The organism is Cohnella lubricantis (assembly GCF_014212015.1).
Lineage (GTDB): Bacteria > Bacillota > Bacilli > Paenibacillales > Paenibacillaceae > Cohnella > Cohnella lubricantis.
Map to the genome: position 1 here is coordinate 66782 of NZ_JACJVN010000016.1, position 21616 is coordinate 88397.

Sequence of the window (21616 nt, forward strand, 5' to 3'; positions counted from 1 at the left end):
GCGTCATTCCCCTTCCGTATGAACGAGCTCCTGATACAGCTTCTCGTATTCGCGCGCGGACGCTTCCCAGCCGACATCCCGCTTCGCGCCATTGTCGACGATTCTCTCCCAGGCCGCTTCATCCTTATAGAACGCCAGCGCGCGGCGAACGGTGAATAACAGATCATGAGCCGATGCCGGACCGAAGCTGAAGCCGGTGCCTTCGCCCGTGAATTCATTGTAGGGCTGAACCGTATCCCGCAGCCCCCCGGTCTCCCGGACGATCGGAACCGTCCGGTATTGCAGCGCGATCAGTTGGCTGAGCCCGCACGGCTCGAAGCGCGACGGCATCAGGAACATGTCCGAACCCGCATAGATTCGGCGCGCCAGCCCCTCGTTGAAGCCGAACCAGACGAACAGCTTCTCCTTGTGCCGGACGCTCGCCTCATACAGCTTACGCTCCAGCTGGAGGTCGCCTGAGCCGAGTATGACGAGCTGAATCGACTCAGCCATCAGCCCCGGCAGCGCTTCTAGAATCAGGTCGAAGCCCTTCTGCTCCACAATGCGGGAGACGACGCCGATCATTGGAATGCGCTCGTCCGCCGGCAGGCCGAATTCCTCCTGCAGCGCCTTCTTGTTGCGCCGCTTCTTAAGCAGCGAGAAGCGATAATTGACTGCGAGATGCGGGTCGCGCATCGGATCGTACACGTCGGTATCGATACCGTTGACGATGCCCTTCAGGTCGCCTGCACGCTGGCGCAGGACGCCGTCCAGCTTCTCTCCATACTCAGGGGTTTGAATCTCCTGCGCATAGGCCGGACTGACCGTCGTCAGCTTGTCCGCATAGCGCAGCCCCGCCTTCATGCACGATGCCGCCCCGTAGAACGCCATGCCGTCCTCCGTGAACAGCTCGTCGCCGGCCGACAGCAGATCCTTCAGCTGGTCGCGGGAGAAGACGCCTTGATACTGGAGGTTGTGAATCGTGAAGACGGTGCGAATTCGCTTGAAGGCGGGAATGTGCGAGTAGCGGGTCCGAAGCAGCATCGGAACAAGGCCCGTCTGCCAGTCATGGCAATGCAGAATGTCAGGCAGCTCGTCCTTGCCGAGCCGGAACAGCGCTTCGATGGCCGCAAAGCCGAAGAAGGCGAACCGCTCCGCCTCTTCGTCTCCGTATCCATACAAGTAGCCCCGTTTGAAAAAGTATTCGTTGTCGACAAGCAGGAACCGCACCCCGTCCACGAACGTCTCCAGCAGACCGCAATATTGCGTGCGCCAGCCGAGCGTTACGTCGAAGCTGCCCTTATCCGCCGCTTCGTCTGCAATTGCTGACGGAATCGCCCCATATTTGGGCAGAACGACCGTAACGTCAATGCCCCGTTTGGCAAGCGCCTTCGGCAGCGCGCCGACGACATCCGCCAGCCCGCCGCTCTTCACTAACGGCGCCGCCTCGGATGCCGCGAACCAGACCTTCATCGAATCCCTCCTCGAGCTTGCTAGATCACGTTGCGCTTGACAGCCAGGAATGGCGTATCCGAGGAGCCTCGCAGCCGCTGCAGCGGACGAATCTCCACTTCCTTATCGAGGATGCAGTTCTCCAGCATGCCGCTCTCGCCGATGATGCCGTTCTGCATCACGATGCTGTTCCGCACGACGGCGCCTTCGCGCACCTTGACGCCCCGGAACAGAATGCTCCCTTCAACGGCGCCTTCGATCTCGCAGCCGTTGGCGATGAGCGAATGCGACACCTCCGAGCCTCCGAGGTAGCGGGTCGGCGGCTCGTCTTTGACCTTCGTGTAGATCGGTCCCGGCTGGAAGAAGAGGTCATTCCACACCTCCAAGTCCAGCAATTCCATGCTGTGCCGGTAATAGGCCGGTATCGTATTGACTACGCCGAGATAGCCTTCATGCAGATAGGCGCGGACGTTGAGCTCGCCGAGCGCGGACATGATCGCATGCCGGACGAGATGGTCCTTGCCTTGGGCAAGCGACGTCTCGACCAGCTCGAGCAGCAGCTCCTTGCGCAGGATGTACATCTCCATCGAGACGACGTCGCTGGCCAGACGCCCGTAAGGGTCTTGCATGTCCGTGATTCTCCCCTCCTCGTCCACGAGCACCTTGCGCGCGAGCCCTGTCCGCGCGTTCGGCCAGCGTTTGCAGACGACGGTGATGTCCGAACCCTTGCCGATGTGCTCTTCCAGCACGCGCCCGAGATCGATGTTGCACACCATATGGCTGCGGGCAATGACGACATACTCAAGCGGGCTGCGCGAGAAGTAATCCCGGTTCCGGAAGAGCTGATAGAGGTCTCCTTTGCCGAAGTCGGTCATGTCCTCAATCGCGGGCGGGAGCACGAATAAGCCGTCCTGCTTGCGATGCAAATCCCAATTGCCGCCTGAGCCGAGATGGTCCATCAGCGAACGGTACTTCGTATGCGCGAGCACCGCCACCTTGGAGATGCCGGAGCCCACCATCGAGGACAGCACGAAGTCGACGAGCCGGTATCGGCCGCCGAACGGCACTGTCGCCAGGCACCTGCCGGCGGTCAGCGCCCCCATCTCTTCCTGCTCATGTATTAAGTTAATCACACCCATCATTGGAAGCTTCATAGAGGCTCCACCTCCAGCATCGCGGCATCCGGCAGCGACGGCCTCGTTCGCACGACGTCGCCGCTTCCGACTACGTCGATCTGCTTCGAATCAGCGCTTCCGACAACGCAGCCCTCTCCGACGACGGCCCCTTCGCCTACAATCGCTCGAATGACGGCCGCGCCTCGTCCGATGACGGCGCCCGGCATAATGACCGAATCCTCGATCAGCGAGCCGGCTTCCGCTTTGACCCCATGGAAGAGGACGGAACGATTCACGGCGCCTTCAATGACGCAGCCTTCATTGATGAGCGAGCTTCGAACGCTCGCGCCCGGAGCCATGAACTGCGCGGGACGGTTCGGATTAACGGAGAAGATCCGCCACTTCCGGTCGTTCAAGTTCAAAGCCGGTTCAGCGGCCAGCAGATCCATGTTCGCTTCCCACAGACTCTCGATCGTGCCGACATCCTTCCAATAGCCTTCGAACCGATAGGCGAACAGCCGCGCTTGTTCCCGCAGCAGCTTCGGGATGACATTCTTGCCGAAGTCGCCTTCAGACTGCGGATCTGCCTCGTCCTCGATCAACGCCTGCCGCAGCGCCTGCCACGTGAACATATACACGCCCATCGAAGCGAGGTTACTCTCCGGCCGCTTCGGCTTCTCCGCGAATTCGGTCACGCGGCCCTCCTCATCTACGCTAAGGATGCCGAACCGGCTCGCGTCTGCCCACGGCACCGGAATGACCGCCAGCGTCGCATCCGCGCGATTGCGCTTGTGCGATTGCAGCATGAGTCCGTAATCCATCTTATAAATGTGGTCGCCGGAGATGATCAGCACGTAATCGGGGCTGTAACGCTCGATGAAGCCGATGTTCTGGCAGATGGCATTCGCCGTCCCCTTGTACCAATCTCCGCCCCTCTGGCGAACGTACGGCGGAAGCACGTGCATGCCGCCCTCCCGGCGATCGAGCCCCCAAGGACTCCCAATGCCGAGATATTGATTCAGCTCGAGCGGCTGGTACTGCGTCAGCACCCCTACCGTCTCGATGCCGGAATTCGCGCAATTGCTCAGCGTGAAGTCGATAATGCGATATTTGCCCCCGAAGTGAACGGCCGGTTTGGCCACATCCTTCGTCAGCACGCCCAAGCGGCGTCCTTCCCCGCCGGCCAGCAGCATCGCGATACATTCATTGCGGCGCATAGATCCGCCCCTCCCCGTTCGATTGTAAGCATTCGGCAATCCTCGCGTCCGTCATTCGGCCGCGATCCGTTCCGGCTCCAGCACTAGCGCGCTCAAGGCAGGAAGCGGAAGCTCCAAGCTGAACGGCCGTCCGTGAAGCGGCGTTCGCACCGCCTTGATTCGTCTCGGCATCCGGCACCCGGAGCCGCCATACCCCTCTGAATCGCTGTTGAAAATAATGCAGTGATTCGCGCTTGTCGGGACGCCGATCCGGAATACGGGATAATGGCGGCGCGAGAAGTTGCAGACGACGATCAGCACGCGCCTGCCGTCCCGCGACTTGCGGATGAAGCTAAGCACGGACTGCTCGGCGTTGTCCGCGTCAATCCACTCGAAGCCTTCAGGCGAATGGTCTTGCTCCCAGAGCGCCGGCTCGGCAGCATACAAGCCAAGGAGATCCTTCATATAACGGCGCAGCGCATCGTGGAGCGGATAACGCAGCAGCGGCCAATCGAGCCCGGCTGCATCCTTCCATTCGTCGAACTGGCCGAATTCGCCCCCCATGAACAGCAGCTTCTTGCCGGGATGCGCCATCCAATAGCCGTAGAATAAGCGGAGATTGGCGAACTTATCTTCATAGGCGCCGGGCATCTTATTCAGCAGCGACCGCTTGCCGTGGACAACCTCATCGTGCGACAAAGGCAGAACGTAATTTTCGGAGAAGGCGTACAGCATGGAGAAGGTAAGCAGGGAGTGTCTGGCGGAACGTTCGATGGGGTCGGTCTCCATATAGCGGAGCGAGTCGTTCATCCAGCCCATGTTCCATTTGTAATTGAAGCCGAGGCCGCCGAGGTATGTCGGTGCGGTGACGCCGGGCCATGCGGATGAATCCTCGGCCATCATCAGGGTGTCGGGGTAGTGCAGGAAGACGGTCTCGTTCAGCTTGCGGAGCCATTCCAGCGCTTCGAGATGCTCGGTTCCTCCGTGGCGGTTGCAGGCGCGCAGGCCCGGCGGCTTGTCGAAGTGGAGATCGATCATGCTGGCGACGGCATCGACCCGGAGGCCGTCGATATGGAAAACGTCGAGCCAGAACATCGCATTCGAGATGAGGAAGCTCTGCACCTCGGGTTTGGCGAAGTCGAAGGCAAGTGTTCCCCACTGCGGCTTCTCTGCGATTCGGCTGTCCGCCGGCTCATATAGAGGCGTTCCGTCGAAAAGGCGCAAACCGTGGTCGTCCTTGCAGAAATGGCCGGGCACCCAATCGAGAATAACGCCGATGCCCTTCCGGTGGCAGCGGTCCACGAGCGTCTGCAGCCCTTCCGGCGGCCCGTACCGGCTCGTAGCCGCGTAATAGCCGGTCGCCTGGTACCCCCACGATCGGTCGAGCGGATGCTCGGCAAGCGGAAGCAATTCGATGTGAGTAAATCCCATCGATCCGACGTAGTCGACGAGCTCATCCGCCAGTTCGCGATAAGAACGGAACTGCTCGGGCGCGTCCATTCGCCACGAGCCGAGATGCGCTTCATAGACGAACATCGGCCGTTCGTAAGGGGGATCCTCGCGCTTGCGGGTTCGCCAAGCTTCATCCGCCCATTCGTACCGGCCGAGGTCGGAGACGATGGAGGCGGTGCTCGGACGAAGCTCCGAGCGGAAGGCGAACGGATCGGCTTTGAGACGGGTCGAGCCGTCGCCGCCTACGATCTCATATTTGTAGGCGGCGCCTTCGGTAAGGCCCGGAATGAAGCCGGCCCAGACGCCGGTTGAGCCGATGCGCTCAAGCGGGTGCCGCTCGCCGCGCCACTCGTTGAAGCCGCCGGCGACGCCGACTTGCCGGGCATGAGGCGCCCATACGGCGAAGCGTACGCCGCGAACGCCTTCTTGCTCAAGTATATGAGCGCCGAACGTGCGATAGGCTTGGAACAATTGGCCGCGATGGAACAAATACAGGTCATCCGGGGAGAGGATCGAGGATTGAACGGTCATGCCAGGGCACCTCCAATCGCAGCGAATTGAGCAGGATGCGGCATCGTGGTGTTTGCGTTAACCGCCTCATGATGATTTGTTAGTATTCCTAACACATTTTGTAGGTATATCCCTTATTATAGTGGAAATACCACCCTTTTTCATCTACATTTTCAAATTTATTTTCGCCGCATGCCGTTGCAATTCCAAAAAAAGGAGCCGTCACTCGGCCCCTTTAACAACATTCGACATATTATTTAACAACAATCTGCCTTGCGCTACTCTTTGAAGAAGGACACTTGTTCCCGCAATTCCCAAGACTTCGTCCGGAGCGTCTCCGAGGAAGCGGCGATCTCCTGCATGACGGCGGTTTGCTCCTGCGAGGCAGAGCTGACCTCCTGCGCTCCCGTGCGGATCGACTCGGCAATTCGGGCAACCTGCGTCGCTTCCGAGAGCGTTCCGATCGCTTGCTCGGATTGCTCTGTCAACCGTCCTGCGATCGCTTCAACAATCTCGCTGACGCGATAAGCTTCCTTGGCGACCGTCTCAAGGGACGCCATCGATTGCTCGCCGATGCTCGCCTCCCGCTGGGCGACTGCCGCCTGCTTCTCGATGTGGCCTGCGACGCTCGCCACTTCGCGCTGGATCTGCCCGATCAACTCGCGTATATCCTTCACGGCGCTGCTGCTCTGGCCGGCGAGCTGCTTCACCGCTTGGGCGACCACGACGAACCCCCGCCCTTCCTCGCCTGCGCGAGCCGCTTCGATCGAAGCGTTAAGCGCCAGCAGGTTCGTCTGATCCGCGAAGTCGGCAACCACGCGGGAGATCGAACCGATCTGTTCGGCATACTCGCTAAGCCGCCGGACGACCTCCAGCGTATTCGTGTTCAGCCCGGCTAGCTGGCGCATACCTTCCACCAGCGATAGGAATACCTTCTCGCTCTCCTCGACCGACTCGTTCATCATGCGCGCGCGAATGCGGGCAGCTCCTGCCTGCTCGTCTGCCTCGTGCACCGCGGCGGACAATTGTTCTACCGAAGAGCGCATCGCCATCGCGGACGCCGACTGGCGTTCCGTCCCAGTCGTGATCGCCTCCGCTTGATGCGCGATCTCTTCGATCTGTCTTGCCGCCTCGCCAATCGCTCCTTGAAGCTCCGCCGCATGAAGATCAGTCTGGTGCGAATTGCCGCGGATGCCGCCGATGATCGAGACGAACCGCTTCAGCATGGCATCGAATGCCCGGCTGAGCTTGGTCAGTTCATCATCCGAACGGCCAATCATCACTTCCACGTTCAGGCTCCCTTCCGCAGCTTGCTCAGCCGCCGCTGTCAAGGACAACAAGGGCCGAAGAAGCCATTTGGAGAATATATACCCGAACAGCCCGGTCCAGAACACGCCGACGAAGAGCGTCAGGATTACGAACAGCCAATTCGGCATGAAGTCGAACCATCCTTGCAGCACAAGCAAGAAAAACGCGCTCGTTCCATAAGTAATTGACGAGACCGCGGTAATGCCGATAACCATCTTCTTGACGATGCCAAACTTCACCATAACTTGTCCTCCCGCGATGCATTCTCGATGAGCGAAGCCTGTCTAATTCTTCAGCTATCATAGCATCGCGGAAGCTTCTTCCAGTGTGATCAATATCACACTCCAGCAAAAAAACCGCACGGCAAGCGTGCGGCTGGTCGGTAAATTTGGCTGGTTAACCGAGCGGAGCTAACCTCCTGCGAAGCTCTCATGAATCAGATCGCCGTTCACGCCCATGGCGGCGCGGCTGCCTTCTGCGGCGGCGACGATCAGCTGGGCCGGGGCGATCACCGCCGCATCACCCGCAGCGAATACGCCTTCCACGCTCGTTCGTCCATAGTCGTCCGTCTCAATCCCGCCGCGTTCGTTCAGCTTGCAGCCGAGCGACTCGCCGAGCATCGAGCTCTGTACCCAATCGGTTGCGACGAACCCGCCGCTGCGCGGCACAGAATCCCCATCCTCGAAGACGACCCGCTCCAGCATCCCGTCGCGATGCTCCAATGCCTGAACCGGCGCCTTGCGCCAGACGATTGCGTTCGCCTTCATCTCCCGCTGCCACCGCTCCCGCAGATGCACGCCGTTCGTGCACAGCAACAAATCCTTGCTCCATTGATGTGCCGTCTTAGCCAGATGATAGGCGCTGTCTTCCTTCTCCGCGATGACGACTAGCGGCCTGTCCCGCTGCTCCCAGCCGTCGCAATAGGGGCAGCTGAACAGGCTGCTGCCGTAGCATTCGCGAAGGCCGGGAATGGAAGGCAGATACTCGCGCAGGCCGGTGGCCAGAATGATTTTCCGCGAGCGGACGACTTCTCCTTCCGACGAATGAACCGCGAAAGCGTTCGGCTCCTTGCGGATCTCGGTCACCGCGTCACGATAGAATTGCACGGACGCGTATTTGGCGATATCCTCATGCGCTGCTTGCCGGAGCTGCTCCGGGCTGGCGCCGTCCCTCGTCAGGAAGCCATGGGTCTCCCGCGTGACCGCGTTGCGCGGCTTGTTGTTGTCGAACAGCGCCGTCTTCCTCCGGGCTCTGCCGAGCACGAGCGCCGCGCTCAATCCGGCCGGTCCGCCGCCGATGATCGCGCAGTCGAACAGCATGGCTGTCTAGAATGCCGGAAGGTTATCCAGGTTGTTCTCCGGACGGCCATCCGCATTCGACCGCAGATGCTCATCGCCGTCGCGTCCGCGGAAGACGTTGACGTTCGCGATCTGCCCTTCTTTGGCCATCGCTTGCGCTTGCTTGTAATCGACCACTTGGCCGGACGACAGCTGAAGTTCGACGATGTCTCCGTCTCCGTTCTTGCGAACCGCCGTGACTTCCGGCGGATTGGACCCGTTATTGTTCATCTTGTTCATCCTCCTTCCATTTGGCGTATCTTGCCCATGGAAGGGATAATTATGCATGAAGGCGGATGTCGCCTGCTCTGCTGCTAGGAATTTATGAGCTCGTAACGTCTGCCCGCTTCCGTTCGGAACCGAACAGTGCCGTCGGCGGCCTTCTCGATTGGCACTCGGCAGGCCTCGTCGAGGCGATCCAATGCATCATTCTCCACGCAGATGACGGCAAAGCCCTCGGCGCCGCGCAACGAGCAGACGGAGCCGTTCAGCGACAGCAATTCTGCGCTGGCCAAGCGGCCCTCGCGCCATTGCAGGCTGACCTCGAAGCCTCCGCGGGCGCGAAGTCCTGTGACAGAGCCGCTTGGCCATGCGGACGGCAACGCAGGGAGCAAGGTCAGGCGGCCGTCATGCGATTGGAGCAGCATCTCGGCGATGCCGGCTGTAGCCGCGAAGTTGCCGTCGATCTGGAACGGCGGATGCGCGTCGAACAGATTCGGATAGACGCCTCCGCCATGCGGCGAACCGCCCTCCTCCCCGACGAGCGTCAACAAGTTGGAGATCAGTCGGCGAGCCCGGTCGCCGTCGCGGAATCGGGCCCAGAGCGAGATTTTCCACCCTAGACTCCAGCCTGTCCCCCCATCTCCGCGCCGTTCAAGCGACCGCTTCGCTGCGGCGAACAGCTCGGGCGTCCGGTCCTTGGTCAGCTGGCGCCCGGGATAGATGCCGAACAGGTGCGACACATGGCGATGATGAATGTCCTCGTCCTCGAAGTCGCGGTACCATTCCTGCAGCTGTCCATGCTTGCCGATCTGCATCGGGTGAAGCCGATCGCGGGCCGCACGCAGCTCGGCGGCGAACGCTTCGTCTGCGCCGAGCTCTGCCGCAGCTTCGATGCAGTTCGTGAACAAATCCCAGATGAGGGACAGATCCATCGTCGACGCGACGCTTACCGCGACGAGTTCGCCGTTCTCCGGGCTTCTGAATTTGTGCTCCGGGGAGGTTGACGGCGAAGTGACGAGGCAGCCGTCGGCATCCTCCTGCAGCCAATCGAGACAGAATAAGGCCGCGCCTCTCATCAGCGGATATGCTTGCTCGCGCAGCCACTGGCGGTCTCCGCCGAACGCATAATGCTCCCACAGATGCTGGCATAGCCAAGCGGCGGACATCGGCCAGAGCGCCCATACCGGATCGCCGCCGACCGGCACCGTGTGGCACCAGATGTCGGCGTTGTGATGCGACGTCCAGCCGCGCGCGCCGTAATGGACCTCGGCCGTTCGCGCGCCGTTGGCCGCCAACCTGCCGATCAGGGATAGCAAGGGCTCATGGCATTCGCTTAAATTGCATGTCTCCGCCGGCCAGTAGTTCATCTCCGCATTAATGTTCAGCGTCCAGTTGCTGCTCCAAGGCGGCCGCGTCTCCGCATTCCAAATGCCTTGCAGATTGGCGGGCTGGGTGCCTGGACGCGAGCTTGCGATCATCAGGTAGCGGCCATACTGGAACAGCAGCTCGACCAGACCGGGATCGTTCGCGCCACGCTCGGCGATTCGGCGGTCCGTCGACAGCGCATCCGGCTCGCGCAAGACTGCCTCAGAACCGCCTCGTTCCGCCGCTTCGGCCTTCCCGCCTATATCCAGAACGACCCGGTCGAACAGCGAACGGTAGTCGGCAATATGCGCGGCTCGCAGCTCTTCATAGGATCGCGTTAGAACCGCCTCCAACCGCTCCGCGGCCAGCGCATCCGCATCGGCGTCCGGAGCGCGGTCGTATCCGCGAAAGCTCGTGGCGGCGCTGAAGAGAAGCGTCGCCGAGGTCGCGCCGGTCACATAGAGACCGCCGGCATCGACTTCCGTCCTGCCGTCCTGGCAGACCGCGGCCAGCCGTCCGGCGAACCGGATGCCGCCGCCCTTGCTGCTGCCTGAGCTGCCGGCAGTCACTCCGCCCGTGCCGCCGACCGAGTTAACGCCGCCGCCTTCGCGCGCCAACCGATCGTCCGGATCGTCATTCGGATCCAGATACTCCGGAACCGCTCCTTGAATCCATAAGCGGCCATTCGCTGCCGATGTGCGGTACTTCAGCGGGCTGTCGAGCCGCGCCGCGAAGCTGAGCGCTCCCGGCGCGCTAGCCGTCAGCCGCACGACGATCACTTGATCGGGATGCGATGCGAACGACTCCCGAACGTAACGGACGCCGCCGACCGCATATTCGACGCGCGACACCGCTTCCTGAAGATCAAGCTCCCGGCGATAACCGCGCACGCCGGAATCGCCGTGCTCGAACGCAAGCGTCAAATGGCCGAATGGCATGTATGCTTGCGTATTAGAGCTTAACATCTCCCGGCTGAGCTTATCGGCTTCGACATAGCGCCCCTCTGCCAGCAGCCTCCGCACCTCAGGCAGCACTTCGCGGGCGCGCGGATTGTTGCAATCCTTCGGTCCGCCCGACCAAAGGGTATCTTCATTCAACTGAAGACGCTCGGTCGCGACGCCGCCATAGATCATCGCTCCCATCCGTCCGTTGCCGATTGGGAGCGCCTCGGTCCACTGATTGGCGGGTTTGAAATATTCCAGCTTCACCCGCGCTTCACCTCTTCCGCTCGATGATGCTCACGCCCTTCGCCGCAAGCTTGACGCTGCCGGACACGGCTTCGTCGGTCAGCAGATCGACACCGCCGGCTTCGCTCAATTCGACGACCGCTTCTTCAGCATTATGATTAAGCAGGAATAGGAACGACTTCCCATCCTTAACGCGCTCCGCCGCCTCGACGCCTGCCGGCAGCTTCGCCAGCGGCGCAATGCCTTTGCCCGCTGCCAGGTTCGCCATGAAGTCTTCCATAAACCGCTGATCGGGGCTCGTCGCCACATACCAAGCTTGGCCTTTGCCATAACGGTTCACGGTCAGCGCGGGCATGCCCTTGTAGAAGTCGGAGCCGTATGTCGCCAGCACTTCGGCGCCTTCAGCATGAATCAGATCGCACAGCAGGCCGCACTCGTATTCGCCGTTCAAAGCGCCGATTGGCGACTTCATGACGACTTGATTGCGGGCGTCCGGGAACAAGGCGTCAATCTCCTCCGCCCAGATGCCGAGCACCTTGCGAAGCTCGCCAGGGTACCCGCCCAACGTCACGATATCGTTCTCGTTCACGATGCCGCTGAAGAACGTCGTCACGAACGTGCCGCCGGCTTCGACGAACGACTCAACTTTCAGCGCATAGTCCGATTTGACCATATAGAGAACCGGCGCGATGACGATGTCATAGCCGCTCAAGTCGGCCTCGACGCCGATCATGTCCGTCTGAATGCCGAGCTTGAACAACGCGTCGTAATATTTGTGAACCTCATGCACGTAATTGAGCGCAACGGTCGGTCCGCTGGTCAGATCAAGCGCCCATCGGTTCTCCCAATCGTAGACGATCGCAACCTTCGCCGCCGAGCGCGAATCGAGCAGCCGGTCGCCCAGCTTCTGCAGCTCAGCCCCAAGCTCCGCCGCCTCGCGGAATACGCGCGTATGCTCGTGGCCGACATGCTCGATAACAGCGCCATGATACTTCTCGCACGCGCCGACCGAACGACGCAATTGGAAAAACATGACCGTATCCGCGCCGCGGGCCACCGCTTGATAACTCCACAGCCGCATAACGCCCGGCCGCTTCAGCGAATTATACGCCTGCCAGTTCTGCTGGCTTGGCGTCTGCTCCATCAGCATGAACGGCTGTCCTTGCTTCAGCCCGCGCATCAGATCGTGGGTCATCGCCGTATAGCTGAACGGCGTATCAAGGGACGGGTAGTTGTCCCACGAGACGACGTCCAGATGCTTCGCCCACTCGAAGTAGTCGAGCTCCGGGTAGAAGCCCATCAGGTTCGTCGTCACCGGAACGTTCGGCGTGTGCTTCTTGATCTCTTCATACTCGATCTTGTAGCACTCCAGCAGGCTGGCGGACATGAACCGGCGATAGTCCAGCGAGATGCCTTGGAAGTTCGTCCGGTTGCCGTTCCACTCTTCGCTGATCGCATTCGGAGGAACGATCTCGTCCCAATCATAGAACGTATGCCCCCAGAACCGCGTATTCCACGCTTTATTCACTTCTTCCAGCGTACCGTAGCGCTGGCGCAGCCAGTCCCGGAACGCCGACGCGCAATTGTCGCAGTAGCAGTAGCCGCCGTATTCGTTCGAGACGTGCCAGATGAGCAGCGCGGGATGATCCTTGTACCGCTCTGCCAATTTGCCCGCGATAAGCCGAGAGAAATGCCGGAACACCGGGCTGTTCGGGCACGAATTGTGCCGTCCGCCGAACTTGCGCTTGCGGCCGTTAAAGTCGACGCGCGTCACTTCCGGGTACTTCTTCGCCATCCATGCCGGATGCGCGCCCGTGCTCGTCGCCAAGCAGACGCCGACGCCGTTGCGTTGCAGCCTGTCCATCGTCTCGTCCAGCCAGTCGAAGTCGTATTCGTCTTCGCTTCGCTGCGTAAGCGCCCAAGAGAACACATTGATCGTCGCCACGTCGATGCCCGCCAGCTTAAACATACGATCGTCCTCGGCCCATGTATCCGCTTCCCATTGCTCGGGATTGTAGTCCCCGCCATACCAAATCTTCGGCAATTTGTCGTTGATCAAGAAGGACACCTCTTTTAAGGAATATAAGGATATCCTTATTTTAAGACATCGCTCGATACGGTAAAATATAAACATTGGGCATATGAATATAAGAATATGACAAAGGAAGTGAAGCCAATGCGCAGGTTCGTGCTGCCACTCCCTCTCGGCAAGACGCTTCCCTTATTCGTGGAGACGGTTGGGACGACGATCGAAGCGAATCGAATCGTCCGAACGGAAGGCTATCCTCATTATCATTGGCTTCAGACGGTAGACGGCGAAGGCCGATTCACGGTTGGCGATCACGCATTCCCGCTCCCGGCCGGATCCGGCGTGCTCGTTCCGCCCGGCGTTCCCCACATCTATGAATCGGCTGGCGGCCGCTGGGATACCGCCTATTTGACGTTCGGCGGGCCTGCCGTCCCGAGCATCCTGCAGTCGCTTGGTCTGACCGAGCCCGCGCCGATCCATTGGGAGCCGGATGATTCTTCGCCTATGAACGGGATGATCGATGAGATGATGGACCGATTGGAGAGCGATCTCGATCTGTTCGGGCTGAACGCTTCGGCGGACGCCTATCGCTTCCTGCTGACGCTGCGGCAGCATTGGCGTTCGGGCAATCGTGCCGCGATCATCCGCGGCTCCGAGAGGCTTCGGCCCCTTCTCGATTGGATGGAGGAACATTATTCGGATGCGGAGGTAGGACTCGAGGAGATGCAGCGGGTGCTCGATATGCCGATCAGCACGATGAACGTACTGTTCCGCCATACGTTCGGCGTGTCGCCGTACGCCTACCTCATTCATCTGCGCCTCCGCAAGGCGAAGGAGCTTCTGATCGGATCGCCAAGCCTTACCGTCAAGATGATCGCCGAACGCGTCGGATTTCGCGATGCGAGCCACTTCGTCGCAACGTTCCGCCGCAAGACGGGCTTGCCGCCAGAGCAATTCCGCAAGCTGTATGAGTGAAGACTTAGGAATCGGCGCTATTCGGCGCGATCGAGCTATAACCTTTTCCGACTCTATGATAGGTTTATCCCCGTGACTCAGTTGGTCCGCATCATCGGCCGATCATGAGTTAAAGGGAGGCGATACATCGTTGTTAAGCGAGGTATAATATAGATAGATCTAACGTGCGGGATTGTTTACTAAGGATAGTCATCACTCATCAGAAAGGGGCTTAAATAGCTATGGGAGATGCGCAGATAGCGCTCAGTAATTCTATGGTATTTGCTGTCGCGGCTATTGTAATCCTATACATGATATACTTGTTCATACTACGAGCGGTTGAAAAAAACGATAGAGAGATTACTCCAGAGGCAAAACAGCGGAACAGAGGAGCTTTTTTAAAGAAATTTATCTTTACATTCTTATATTCGGCGATGACTGCTTGTTTAATCTACCTAGTGGTTAGCGATACAATAACAGGCGCCGTTATATATTTCGCAGCTTTCTTCATCATTGGATTGCTGAGACCAGAGAGAGCCTACAAACCAAAGTCCAGACAATCAAAGATTGTTTCTGCAGCGATCATTCTATTGTTGATGTCTTTAACAGCGATCTGGACTGTCAGTATCAGTATTAAAGTCGGCGCTTGGTTGATTTTACTTGCCATGTATTTACTTGAGAAGATTGAAAAAAAAGAATTGGATCTCGAAAAACACGAGCATTGATGATTAATAAACATAACGGTTGTCGCAAGATATAGGGTTGCCACGACATAACATTGGCAATTGCAGCTGCAACCAGAAAGGAGGGTTGTCCGCCAAAGGGGACAGCCCTCCTTCTCTCACTACAACAATCCAGCCCGCGCGGTCAGCGAGTCGTCTCCCGGCTGCCGGCCAGCAGACGCTCCACTTCCGCCAGCTTCGGCAAGCCTTCCCAGTCGCCGCGATATTGCGTCGCGAGCGCGCCCATGAGATTCGCCCGCTCCAGCGCTTCGCTCAAGCGGGGCTCGTCCCCATCGCCCGCATTCGTCAGCCATGCCGACAGGAAGCCGGCAGCGAATGCATCGCCTGCGCCTACCGTATCGACGACATGCTTCACCGTGTGCGGCTTAACGCGCACGGCTGCGAGGGGCGTGAAGCCGATAGAGCCTTCTTCGCCATGCTTCAGCACGACAGCCGACGCCCCCATCGTCAAGAAGTGAGCGCCGTAGTCCTCCTCCGATCGCGAACCGACGAGAAATTCCGCTTCCTCAAGACCAGGCATGAAGATGTCGCACAGCGGGATCAGGGAGAGCAGCGTCTCGCGCGCCTGTTCTTCGCTCCACAGCTTGCGGCGCAGATTGGGATCGAAGGAGATGGTAAGCCCCATCTCCCGAGCCAAGGTCATCGCCTTGCGAACCGTATCCGCGGTGGACGGTCCAAGTGCTGGCGTGATGCCCGTCACGTGCAGATGCTTGGCGCCTTCGAACCAGCTGCGATCGACATGATCCGGCGTCCACCGGCTGACGGCGGAGCCTTTGCGATAGTAGTACACATTCGGATCGCCGTAGCCTTTAAACTCCTTGAAGTAGACGGCTGTGGGGCAGCCGGTGTCGCGCTCGGCCTGCGAGACATCAACGCCTTCCCCGGCTAGTGTCGCGAGCACGAAGTCGCCGAATGGATCCGTACCTAATCGGCTGATCCAACGCGCGCGCAGCCCCAGTCGGGAGAGGCCGATCGCGACATTCGACTCCGCGCCCGCGAGCGAACGAGTGAACAACGGCGCATAAGCCAGCGGTCCGTCGCTCATCGGCTGGAACAACACCATGCTCTCTCCAAACGTTACAACATCGGCAGGACGAATTCCGCTCATGGTCAGTTCGCTCCCTTGACCTCGGCGACGAACGATTGCGCCAGCTTCGTCAGCTCGTCGAACTTGCCTTCCTTCACCAGCTGCTTGTCAACCAGATTGCCGCCCAATCCAACCGCGATAGCTCCCGACTCTAGGACGGTGCGAATATTCGACAGGTTCACCCCGCCGGTTCCGATCATCGGAATGTGGTTCAGCGGAGCGCGCACTTCCTTCAAGTAGTTGACGCCAAGCGCCCCCATCGGAAATACCTTGACCGCGGAAGCGCCGGCCTTATAGGCGCGCACCATCTCGGTCGGCGTCATAGTGCCCGGCCATACGTCAATTCCCTGCTTCACGCCGTAATATACGACTTCTTCGTCCAGATTCGGCGAGATAATATATTCCGCGCCGGCAGCGACGGCTTCCTTCGCTTGGCTCAGGTCAAGCACCGTACCCGCGCCGATGCGCATACGTCCTTCGTACTGCTCCCGGAACCGCGAGATCATGCCGAGCGCTCCGTCCGTGTTCAGCGTCACTTCAAGGAACACGATGCCTCCATCCGCCAGCGCTTTCGCCGTGGCGTCTCCGGATTCCGCCGAGATTCCCCGGATAATGGCAACGATTCTCTCCTGGGATAAGGATTGCAATAAGTTCGTGGACATCTGGTTTCTCCCCCTTCGGCCAAGCCTTCTGATCATCAGCCAAGCCAACGTTAGAATGATACGCGCATTCACTTGCCGCAATCGCTTGCACCTTAACCGCTGAATGCGATTCGCTCGCATGAAGCTCCAACGACTACCAGTGTACCACCATGTGCCTTAGCTTGAAAAGAAACGTTTCCCTAAACTTCTTTCACAATCGACTCCATATTCAACACGCCTGAAGAGGATTGCTCCGCCACCCTGTCGGCGGACGGCTTGGCCTGCTTATACCGCGCTGCCATGCGCTTCGTGCGAGAACTGGCTATTATACAACTCGGCATAGAAGCCGCCCTGTTCAAGCAATTGCTCGTGCGTGCCCTGCTCGATAACGGCGCCGCGGTTCATGACGAGAATGAGATCGGCGTCGCGAATCGTCGACAGCCGGTGCGCGATGACGAAGCTCGTGCGTCCTTCCATCAAGGAGGTCAGCGCCCGTTGAATGTGGATCTCGGTCCGCGTATCGACGCTGCTCGTCGCTTCGTCCAGAAAAAGAATCGCCGGATCGGCGAGAATGGCCCGCGCGATCGTCAGCAGCTGCTTCTGGCCTTGCGAGATGTTCGAAGCTTCTTCGTTCAGCACTGTATCGTACCCGTCCGGAAGCGTCCGAATAAAGTGATCCGCGTAAGCCGCCTTGGCGGCTTCGATCACTTCCGCTTCTGTCGCGCCTTCTCGTCCGTACGCGATGTTGTCCCGGATTGTGCCATTGAACAGCCACGTATCCTGCAGCACCATACCGAACAAGCTGCGCAGATCGCCGCGCTTCAGTTCGGTGATATCCTTGCTGTCGATCGTGATCGATCCGCCGCCGACCTCGTAGAACCGCATCAGCAGGTTCACCAGCGTCGTCTTGCCCGCTCCGGTAGGTCCCACGATCGCGACCGTCTGCCCGCGTTTGACCTCGATGTTCATGTTCTCGATGAGCGGCTCATCTTCTTTGTAACCGAACCTCACGCCGCGGAACGCGACGTCGCCTCTCACGTCGGCGGACGTCAAGCGTCCTTCCCGCTCCGGCACTTCATCCGGTTCGTCGAGCAGCTCGAATACCCGCTCCGCGGAAGCAATTGTCGACTGGATGATGTTCGCGATATTGGCGGTCTGCGTGATCGGCATCGTGAACTGTCTGGCGTATTGGATAAACGCCTGAATATCGCCGACGCTAACGGATCCGCGGGTGACGAATATGCCGCCGACGACGCTGATGGCCACATAGCCGATATTGCCGATCATGCTCATGAGCGGCATCATGATGCCGGATACGAATTGCGCGCGCCAGCTTGATTGATACAGCTTGTCGTTAATCTCTTCGAAGACCGCCTTCGATTGGCGTTCCCGGCCGAACGCTTTGACGATCGCGTGTCCGGTGAACATCTCCTCTACGTGTCCGTTCAAGCGGCCAATCTCCATCTGCTGTCCTTTGAAGTAGCGCTGGGAACGAGAAGCGATCGCCTTGACGACGAGGAAGCTGAGCGGCAGCGTCAGCACCAGAATAAGCGTCAGCCACGGGCTGATCGTCAGCATCATGACAATGACGCCGATCAGCGTCACGATCGAGGTGATCAACTGCGTCAAACTCTGCTGCAGCGTATTGCTGATATTGTCAACGTCGTTGACGACCCGGCTTAGAATCTCTCCGTGCGTTCGGGAATCGAAGAACTTGAGCGGCAGTCTGGCAAGTTTGTCGTTGACGTCATTGCGCAGCTGATTCACCGTTCGCTGAGCGACGCCGGCCATCAAGAACTGCTGAATGTAGGCGAATACCGAGCTGATGACATACAAGCCGGCCAGCAACAGGATGATCTGCCAGATCCCTTGAAAATCGATCACGGCACTCGCGTCTCCGCCCGCCTTCGCCAGAATCCAATCGAACAGCCGGTCAGTCGCCTTCCCTAGAATCTTCGGGCTTAAGATCGAGAAGACGGTGCTGATAATCGCCGTCGCGAAGACGCTGATCAGCTTGAAGCGATGCGGCCGCAAATAGACGAGCAGCCGCCGGAGCGAGCCTTTGAAGTTCTTGGGCTTCTGGCCGGGCATGCCCATCATGCCGGGACCCGGACCGAAGCCGGGGCCGCCGCCTGGTCTTGGCCCGCCGGGCGGTCTGCCGCCTTGCGGCGCTCTCGGTTGCTGGCTCATGCGATCTCCTCCTCCGATAGCTGCGACGATACGATCTCTCGGTATACCTCGCAAGATTCCATCAATTCTTGGTGCGCTCCGATGCCTACGATCTCGCCTTCGTCCAGCACAATTATCCGATCTGCATCCATAATCGTGCTCACTCGCTGGGCGACGATAATGACCGATGCATCCGTCGTCTCAGAACGGAGCGCCGCCCCAGCTTGGCGTCCGTCTTGTAATCGAGCGCCGAGAAGCTGTCGTCGAACAGATACACCTCCGGCCGCCGGACGAGCGCGCGAGCGATCGACAGCCGCTGCTTCTGCCCGCCGGATACGTTCGTTCCGCCTTGCGCAATTGCCGATTGGAAGCCGTCCGGCATCTGAGAGATGAATTCAGTCGCTTGAGCGATGTCGGCGGCATGCCGAATCTCTTGGTCAGACGCATCGTCTTTGCCGTATCGGATATTGTCCTCGATTGACCCGCTGAACAGCACCGCCTTCTGCGGAACGAGCCCGATCTTCGCGCGCAGCTCCTCTTGGGAATATTGGCGGACATCTACGCCGTCGATCCGGATGCTGCCCGATTCGACATCATAGAACCTGGGGATCAGATTCACGATCGTCGACTTGCCCGACCCGGTTCCGCCGATGATCGCGGTCACCTCGCCAGGCATCGCTTGGAACGAGATGGCTTTGACAGCCGGCTGCTCCGCGCCTGGATAGCTGAACGTGACGTTGTCGAATTCAACGGCGCCGCCTCCGGATCCCGGCTTCTGCCGCAGTCCGTATTGGTTCGTATCCCGGATGACGGGCTCCTGCGCCAGCACTTCGTTAATCCGCACCGCGGATGCGGAAGCGCGAGGCACCATGACGAACATCATCGACAGCATTAGCAGCGAGAACATAATCTGCATCGCGTATTGCAGGAAAGCCATTAAGTCGCCGACCTGCATATCCCCTTGGCTGATGCGGAGGCCGCCGAACCAAATGATCGAGATCTGGGCGAAGTTCATAATGAGCATCATAGCCGGCATGAGGAAGGCCATGATCTGATTGACGCGAATCGCCGTGTTCGTCAGATCGCCGTTCGCTTCGCGGAAGCGGCGCTTCTCATAATCGATCCGGTTGAAGGAACGGATGACCCGGATGCCCGTTAGATTTTCACGCAGGACAAGGTTCAGCTTATCCAGCTTCTTCTGGATCTGGCGGAACAGCGGAATGCCGCGGCTCGCGATCAGGAAGATCGTCAGCGTCAGCACCGGAATGACGACTGCGAGCACCAGCGTCAGCTTGGCGTCTTTGGACAGCGCCATGAGAAGGCCGCCGATGCACATCATCGGCGCCATGACCATCATGCGCATCATCATGACCAATACTTGCTGCACCTGATTCACGTCATTCGTCGTCCGGGTAATGAGCGAAGCCGTTCCGACTTGGTCGAACTCCTGCAGGGAGAAGCTCTCGACGTGCGAGAACAGCTTGTTCCTCACATTCCGTCCGAATCCGGAGGAGACGCGTGCCGAGTAGTAGCTGGCGGCGACTGAGAACAGGGCTCCGCCAAGCGTCACCAGCAGCATGAAGCCGCCGATCCGCCAGATATAGGGAAGGTCCTTCGCAATAATGCCTTTGTCCACGATGTCGGACATCAGCGTCGGCAAGTAGAGCTCGGACAGCGACTGAAGCAGCACGAGCGCCATAACAAGAACGACTCCCCAACGGAAAGGCTTCAAATACCGGAATAGCTTCAACATCGATCGATCAACTCCAATAGTTACTTTCTGTCCCATCATCTAACTATAGTTTGCGAATGTGAACTCAGGATGAACCGCAGGCAGAACTGGCGGTTCAATAGATGATTCCGCCGGCCCGGACTCACTTCAGCGCCCCATGCAGGATCAGATCCGCGAGCTGCTCCGTCTTCACGTTCGCAAGCCCCGCTTGGAGATCGCCGCTGCGCCCGATCGGCGTTACGACGGTCAGCACTAACGTCGCCAAGTCAGCAGCCGGAATTCGCAATTGCGCTTCGTCCGGCTTCAGAAGCTCGCATACCGCGGCATGCACAAGCTTCTGCGACTCCAGCCAGCGCCGGCGGCGGTCGACACCCCCGCTCTGGCGGCGGCCCCCTTCACGTTGCTTGACGGTGTTCGGCTTGGACATGAAGGCCAGCCGAATCGCGTTCAGCACCGCTCCCGTTCGTTCGGAGTGAGTGCGAATCGCTTCGATCGTTCGGGTCAAGCGATCGGCCAAACTGGCTTCATGCGTGATTGCCTCCAATTCAATCACCAGCTGATCCGGTTTGGCCACTTCTTCGAAGCAAGCCGCCAGCACTTCGTTCTTGTCGGCGAACGCGCGGAAGATCGTCGGCTCGCTGATGCCAGCCGCGCGCGCGATCTGCAGCGTCGTAACGTTCGGGCCTTCTTCCACCAACAGTTGAAGCGCCTTCTGCACAATCTGGGCCCGACGTTCTTGCACACTCATGCCTCGAGCCCGTTTGCGCGATGGTTGGGATGGTTGGGATGGCTGCGTCGATTGCGACGTTAGCGATGGCCCGGATGGTCGGTTATTGTTGTTCGTATCCATACGCCCATTATAGTAGTGAACACTCACTAGGTCAAATTAAAAATAGGTACCGCCCTTGACGGAATTACTCGATTTATCGAACTTCTCCCGCCGTTGCGCTCTATGCGGATGAGCTACTCGATATTATCGAGGCTCTCCTCTCGAGATCCTTGCCCATTAGCCGGCAAAAAACTTTCATGCCCGTAAAGGCCACAGGCTATGATGAAATAGGTTTCGTGCAGTGTGCCACGGACGATACTGGCGAGTAAGGGGCCAGTTCAGTTCGTGTTTTTTTTCGGTGACCTAGAT

15 protein-coding genes and 3 pseudogenes are annotated in these 21616 nt (G+C 59.2%); 2 read left to right on the plus strand and 16 right to left on the minus strand.

Going from position 1 to position 21616, the window contains the following annotated elements:
• Positions 1-3: 3 nt before the first annotated feature.
• The 11 genes and pseudogenes from glgA to H4Q31_RS03815 form a co-directional block, all read right to left on the minus strand.
• Positions 4-1452 carry a glycogen synthase GlgA gene (gene glgA / locus H4Q31_RS03775; RefSeq protein WP_185177725.1) on the minus strand — a complete coding sequence of 483 codons (1449 nt, stop codon included), beginning with the start codon at positions 1450-1452 and terminating at the stop codon, positions 4-6.
• Positions 1453-1472: 20 nt separating this feature from the next.
• The gene (gene glgD / locus H4Q31_RS03780) at positions 1473-2585 is read right to left on the minus strand and encodes a glucose-1-phosphate adenylyltransferase subunit GlgD (RefSeq protein ID WP_185177726.1); all 1113 of its coding nucleotides are present in this window, start codon (positions 2583-2585) and stop codon (positions 1473-1475) included.
• On the minus strand, positions 2582-3763 hold the full coding sequence (locus H4Q31_RS03785; protein ID WP_185177727.1) for a glucose-1-phosphate adenylyltransferase: 1182 nt from the start codon (positions 3761-3763) through the stop codon (positions 2582-2584). Before H4Q31_RS03785 ends, glgD begins: the two co-directional genes overlap by 4 nt.
• 51 nt (positions 3764-3814) lie before the next feature.
• Positions 3815-5725: a 1,4-alpha-glucan branching protein GlgB gene (gene glgB / locus H4Q31_RS03790; protein ID WP_185177728.1), complete on the minus strand. Its 1911-nt coding sequence runs from the start codon at positions 5723-5725 to the stop codon at positions 3815-3817.
• Positions 5726-5982: 257 nt separating this feature from the next.
• Complete coding sequence (locus tag H4Q31_RS03795; RefSeq protein WP_185177729.1) at positions 5983-7254, minus strand: methyl-accepting chemotaxis protein; 1272 nt, start codon at positions 7252-7254, stop codon at positions 5983-5985.
• Positions 7255-7422: 168 nt separating this feature from the next.
• The gene (locus H4Q31_RS03800; RefSeq protein WP_185177730.1) at positions 7423-8331 is read right to left on the minus strand and encodes an NAD(P)/FAD-dependent oxidoreductase; all 909 of its coding nucleotides are present in this window, start codon (positions 8329-8331) and stop codon (positions 7423-7425) included.
• Positions 8332-8337: 6 nt separating this feature from the next.
• Entirely contained in the window at positions 8338-8580 is a 243-nt protein-coding gene (locus tag H4Q31_RS03805) for a DUF3892 domain-containing protein (RefSeq protein WP_185177731.1), read from the minus strand.
• Positions 8581-8663: 83 nt separating this feature from the next.
• Positions 8664-8996: a glycoside hydrolase family 95-like protein gene (locus H4Q31_RS21915; RefSeq protein ID WP_376698208.1), complete on the minus strand. Its 333-nt coding sequence runs from the start codon at positions 8994-8996 to the stop codon at positions 8664-8666.
• 6 nt (positions 8997-9002) lie between these two features.
• Positions 9003-10289 (minus strand): annotated as a pseudogene (locus H4Q31_RS21920) (glycosyl hydrolase family 95 catalytic domain-containing protein); the annotation flags it as partial.
• 60 nt (positions 10290-10349) lie between these two features.
• Positions 10350-11144: pseudogene (locus H4Q31_RS21925) on the minus strand (glycoside hydrolase family 95 protein); the annotation flags it as partial.
• A 7-nt stretch (positions 11145-11151) separates the two neighbouring features.
• Positions 11152-13182: a beta-galactosidase gene (locus tag H4Q31_RS03815; RefSeq protein ID WP_185177733.1), complete on the minus strand. Its 2031-nt coding sequence runs from the start codon at positions 13180-13182 to the stop codon at positions 11152-11154.
• Positions 13183-13299: 117 nt separating this feature from the next.
• Here H4Q31_RS03815 and H4Q31_RS03820 point away from each other — a divergent pair, with 117 nt between their 5' ends.
• Complete coding sequence (locus H4Q31_RS03820; RefSeq protein ID WP_185177734.1) at positions 13300-14127, plus strand: AraC family transcriptional regulator; 828 nt, start codon at positions 13300-13302, stop codon at positions 14125-14127.
• A gap of 221 nt (positions 14128-14348) precedes the next feature.
• On the plus strand, positions 14349-14831 hold the full coding sequence (locus tag H4Q31_RS03825; RefSeq protein ID WP_185177735.1) for a hypothetical protein: 483 nt from the start codon (positions 14349-14351) through the stop codon (positions 14829-14831).
• Between the two features lie 142 nt (positions 14832-14973).
• Here H4Q31_RS03825 and H4Q31_RS03830 read toward each other — a convergent pair whose 3' ends face one another.
• The 5 genes and pseudogenes from H4Q31_RS03830 to H4Q31_RS03850 form a co-directional block, all read right to left on the minus strand.
• A complete protein-coding gene (locus H4Q31_RS03830) occupies positions 14974-15957 on the minus strand; it encodes a sugar kinase (protein WP_185177736.1) in 984 nt (327 codons plus the stop codon).
• A 2-nt stretch (positions 15958-15959) separates the two neighbouring features.
• On the minus strand, positions 15960-16598 hold the full coding sequence (locus tag H4Q31_RS03835; protein ID WP_185177737.1) for a bifunctional 4-hydroxy-2-oxoglutarate aldolase/2-dehydro-3-deoxy-phosphogluconate aldolase: 639 nt from the start codon (positions 16596-16598) through the stop codon (positions 15960-15962).
• 264 nt (positions 16599-16862) lie between these two features.
• Complete coding sequence (locus H4Q31_RS03840; protein WP_185177738.1) at positions 16863-18767, minus strand: ABC transporter ATP-binding protein; 1905 nt, start codon at positions 18765-18767, stop codon at positions 16863-16865.
• Positions 18764-20499, minus strand: a pseudogene (locus tag H4Q31_RS03845) (ABC transporter ATP-binding protein). Before H4Q31_RS03845 ends, H4Q31_RS03840 begins: the two are co-directional and overlap by 4 nt.
• A gap of 121 nt (positions 20500-20620) precedes the next feature.
• Entirely contained in the window at positions 20621-21220 is a 600-nt protein-coding gene (locus H4Q31_RS03850) for a TetR/AcrR family transcriptional regulator (protein WP_185177739.1), read from the minus strand.
• Positions 21221-21616: the final 396 nt, after the last annotated feature.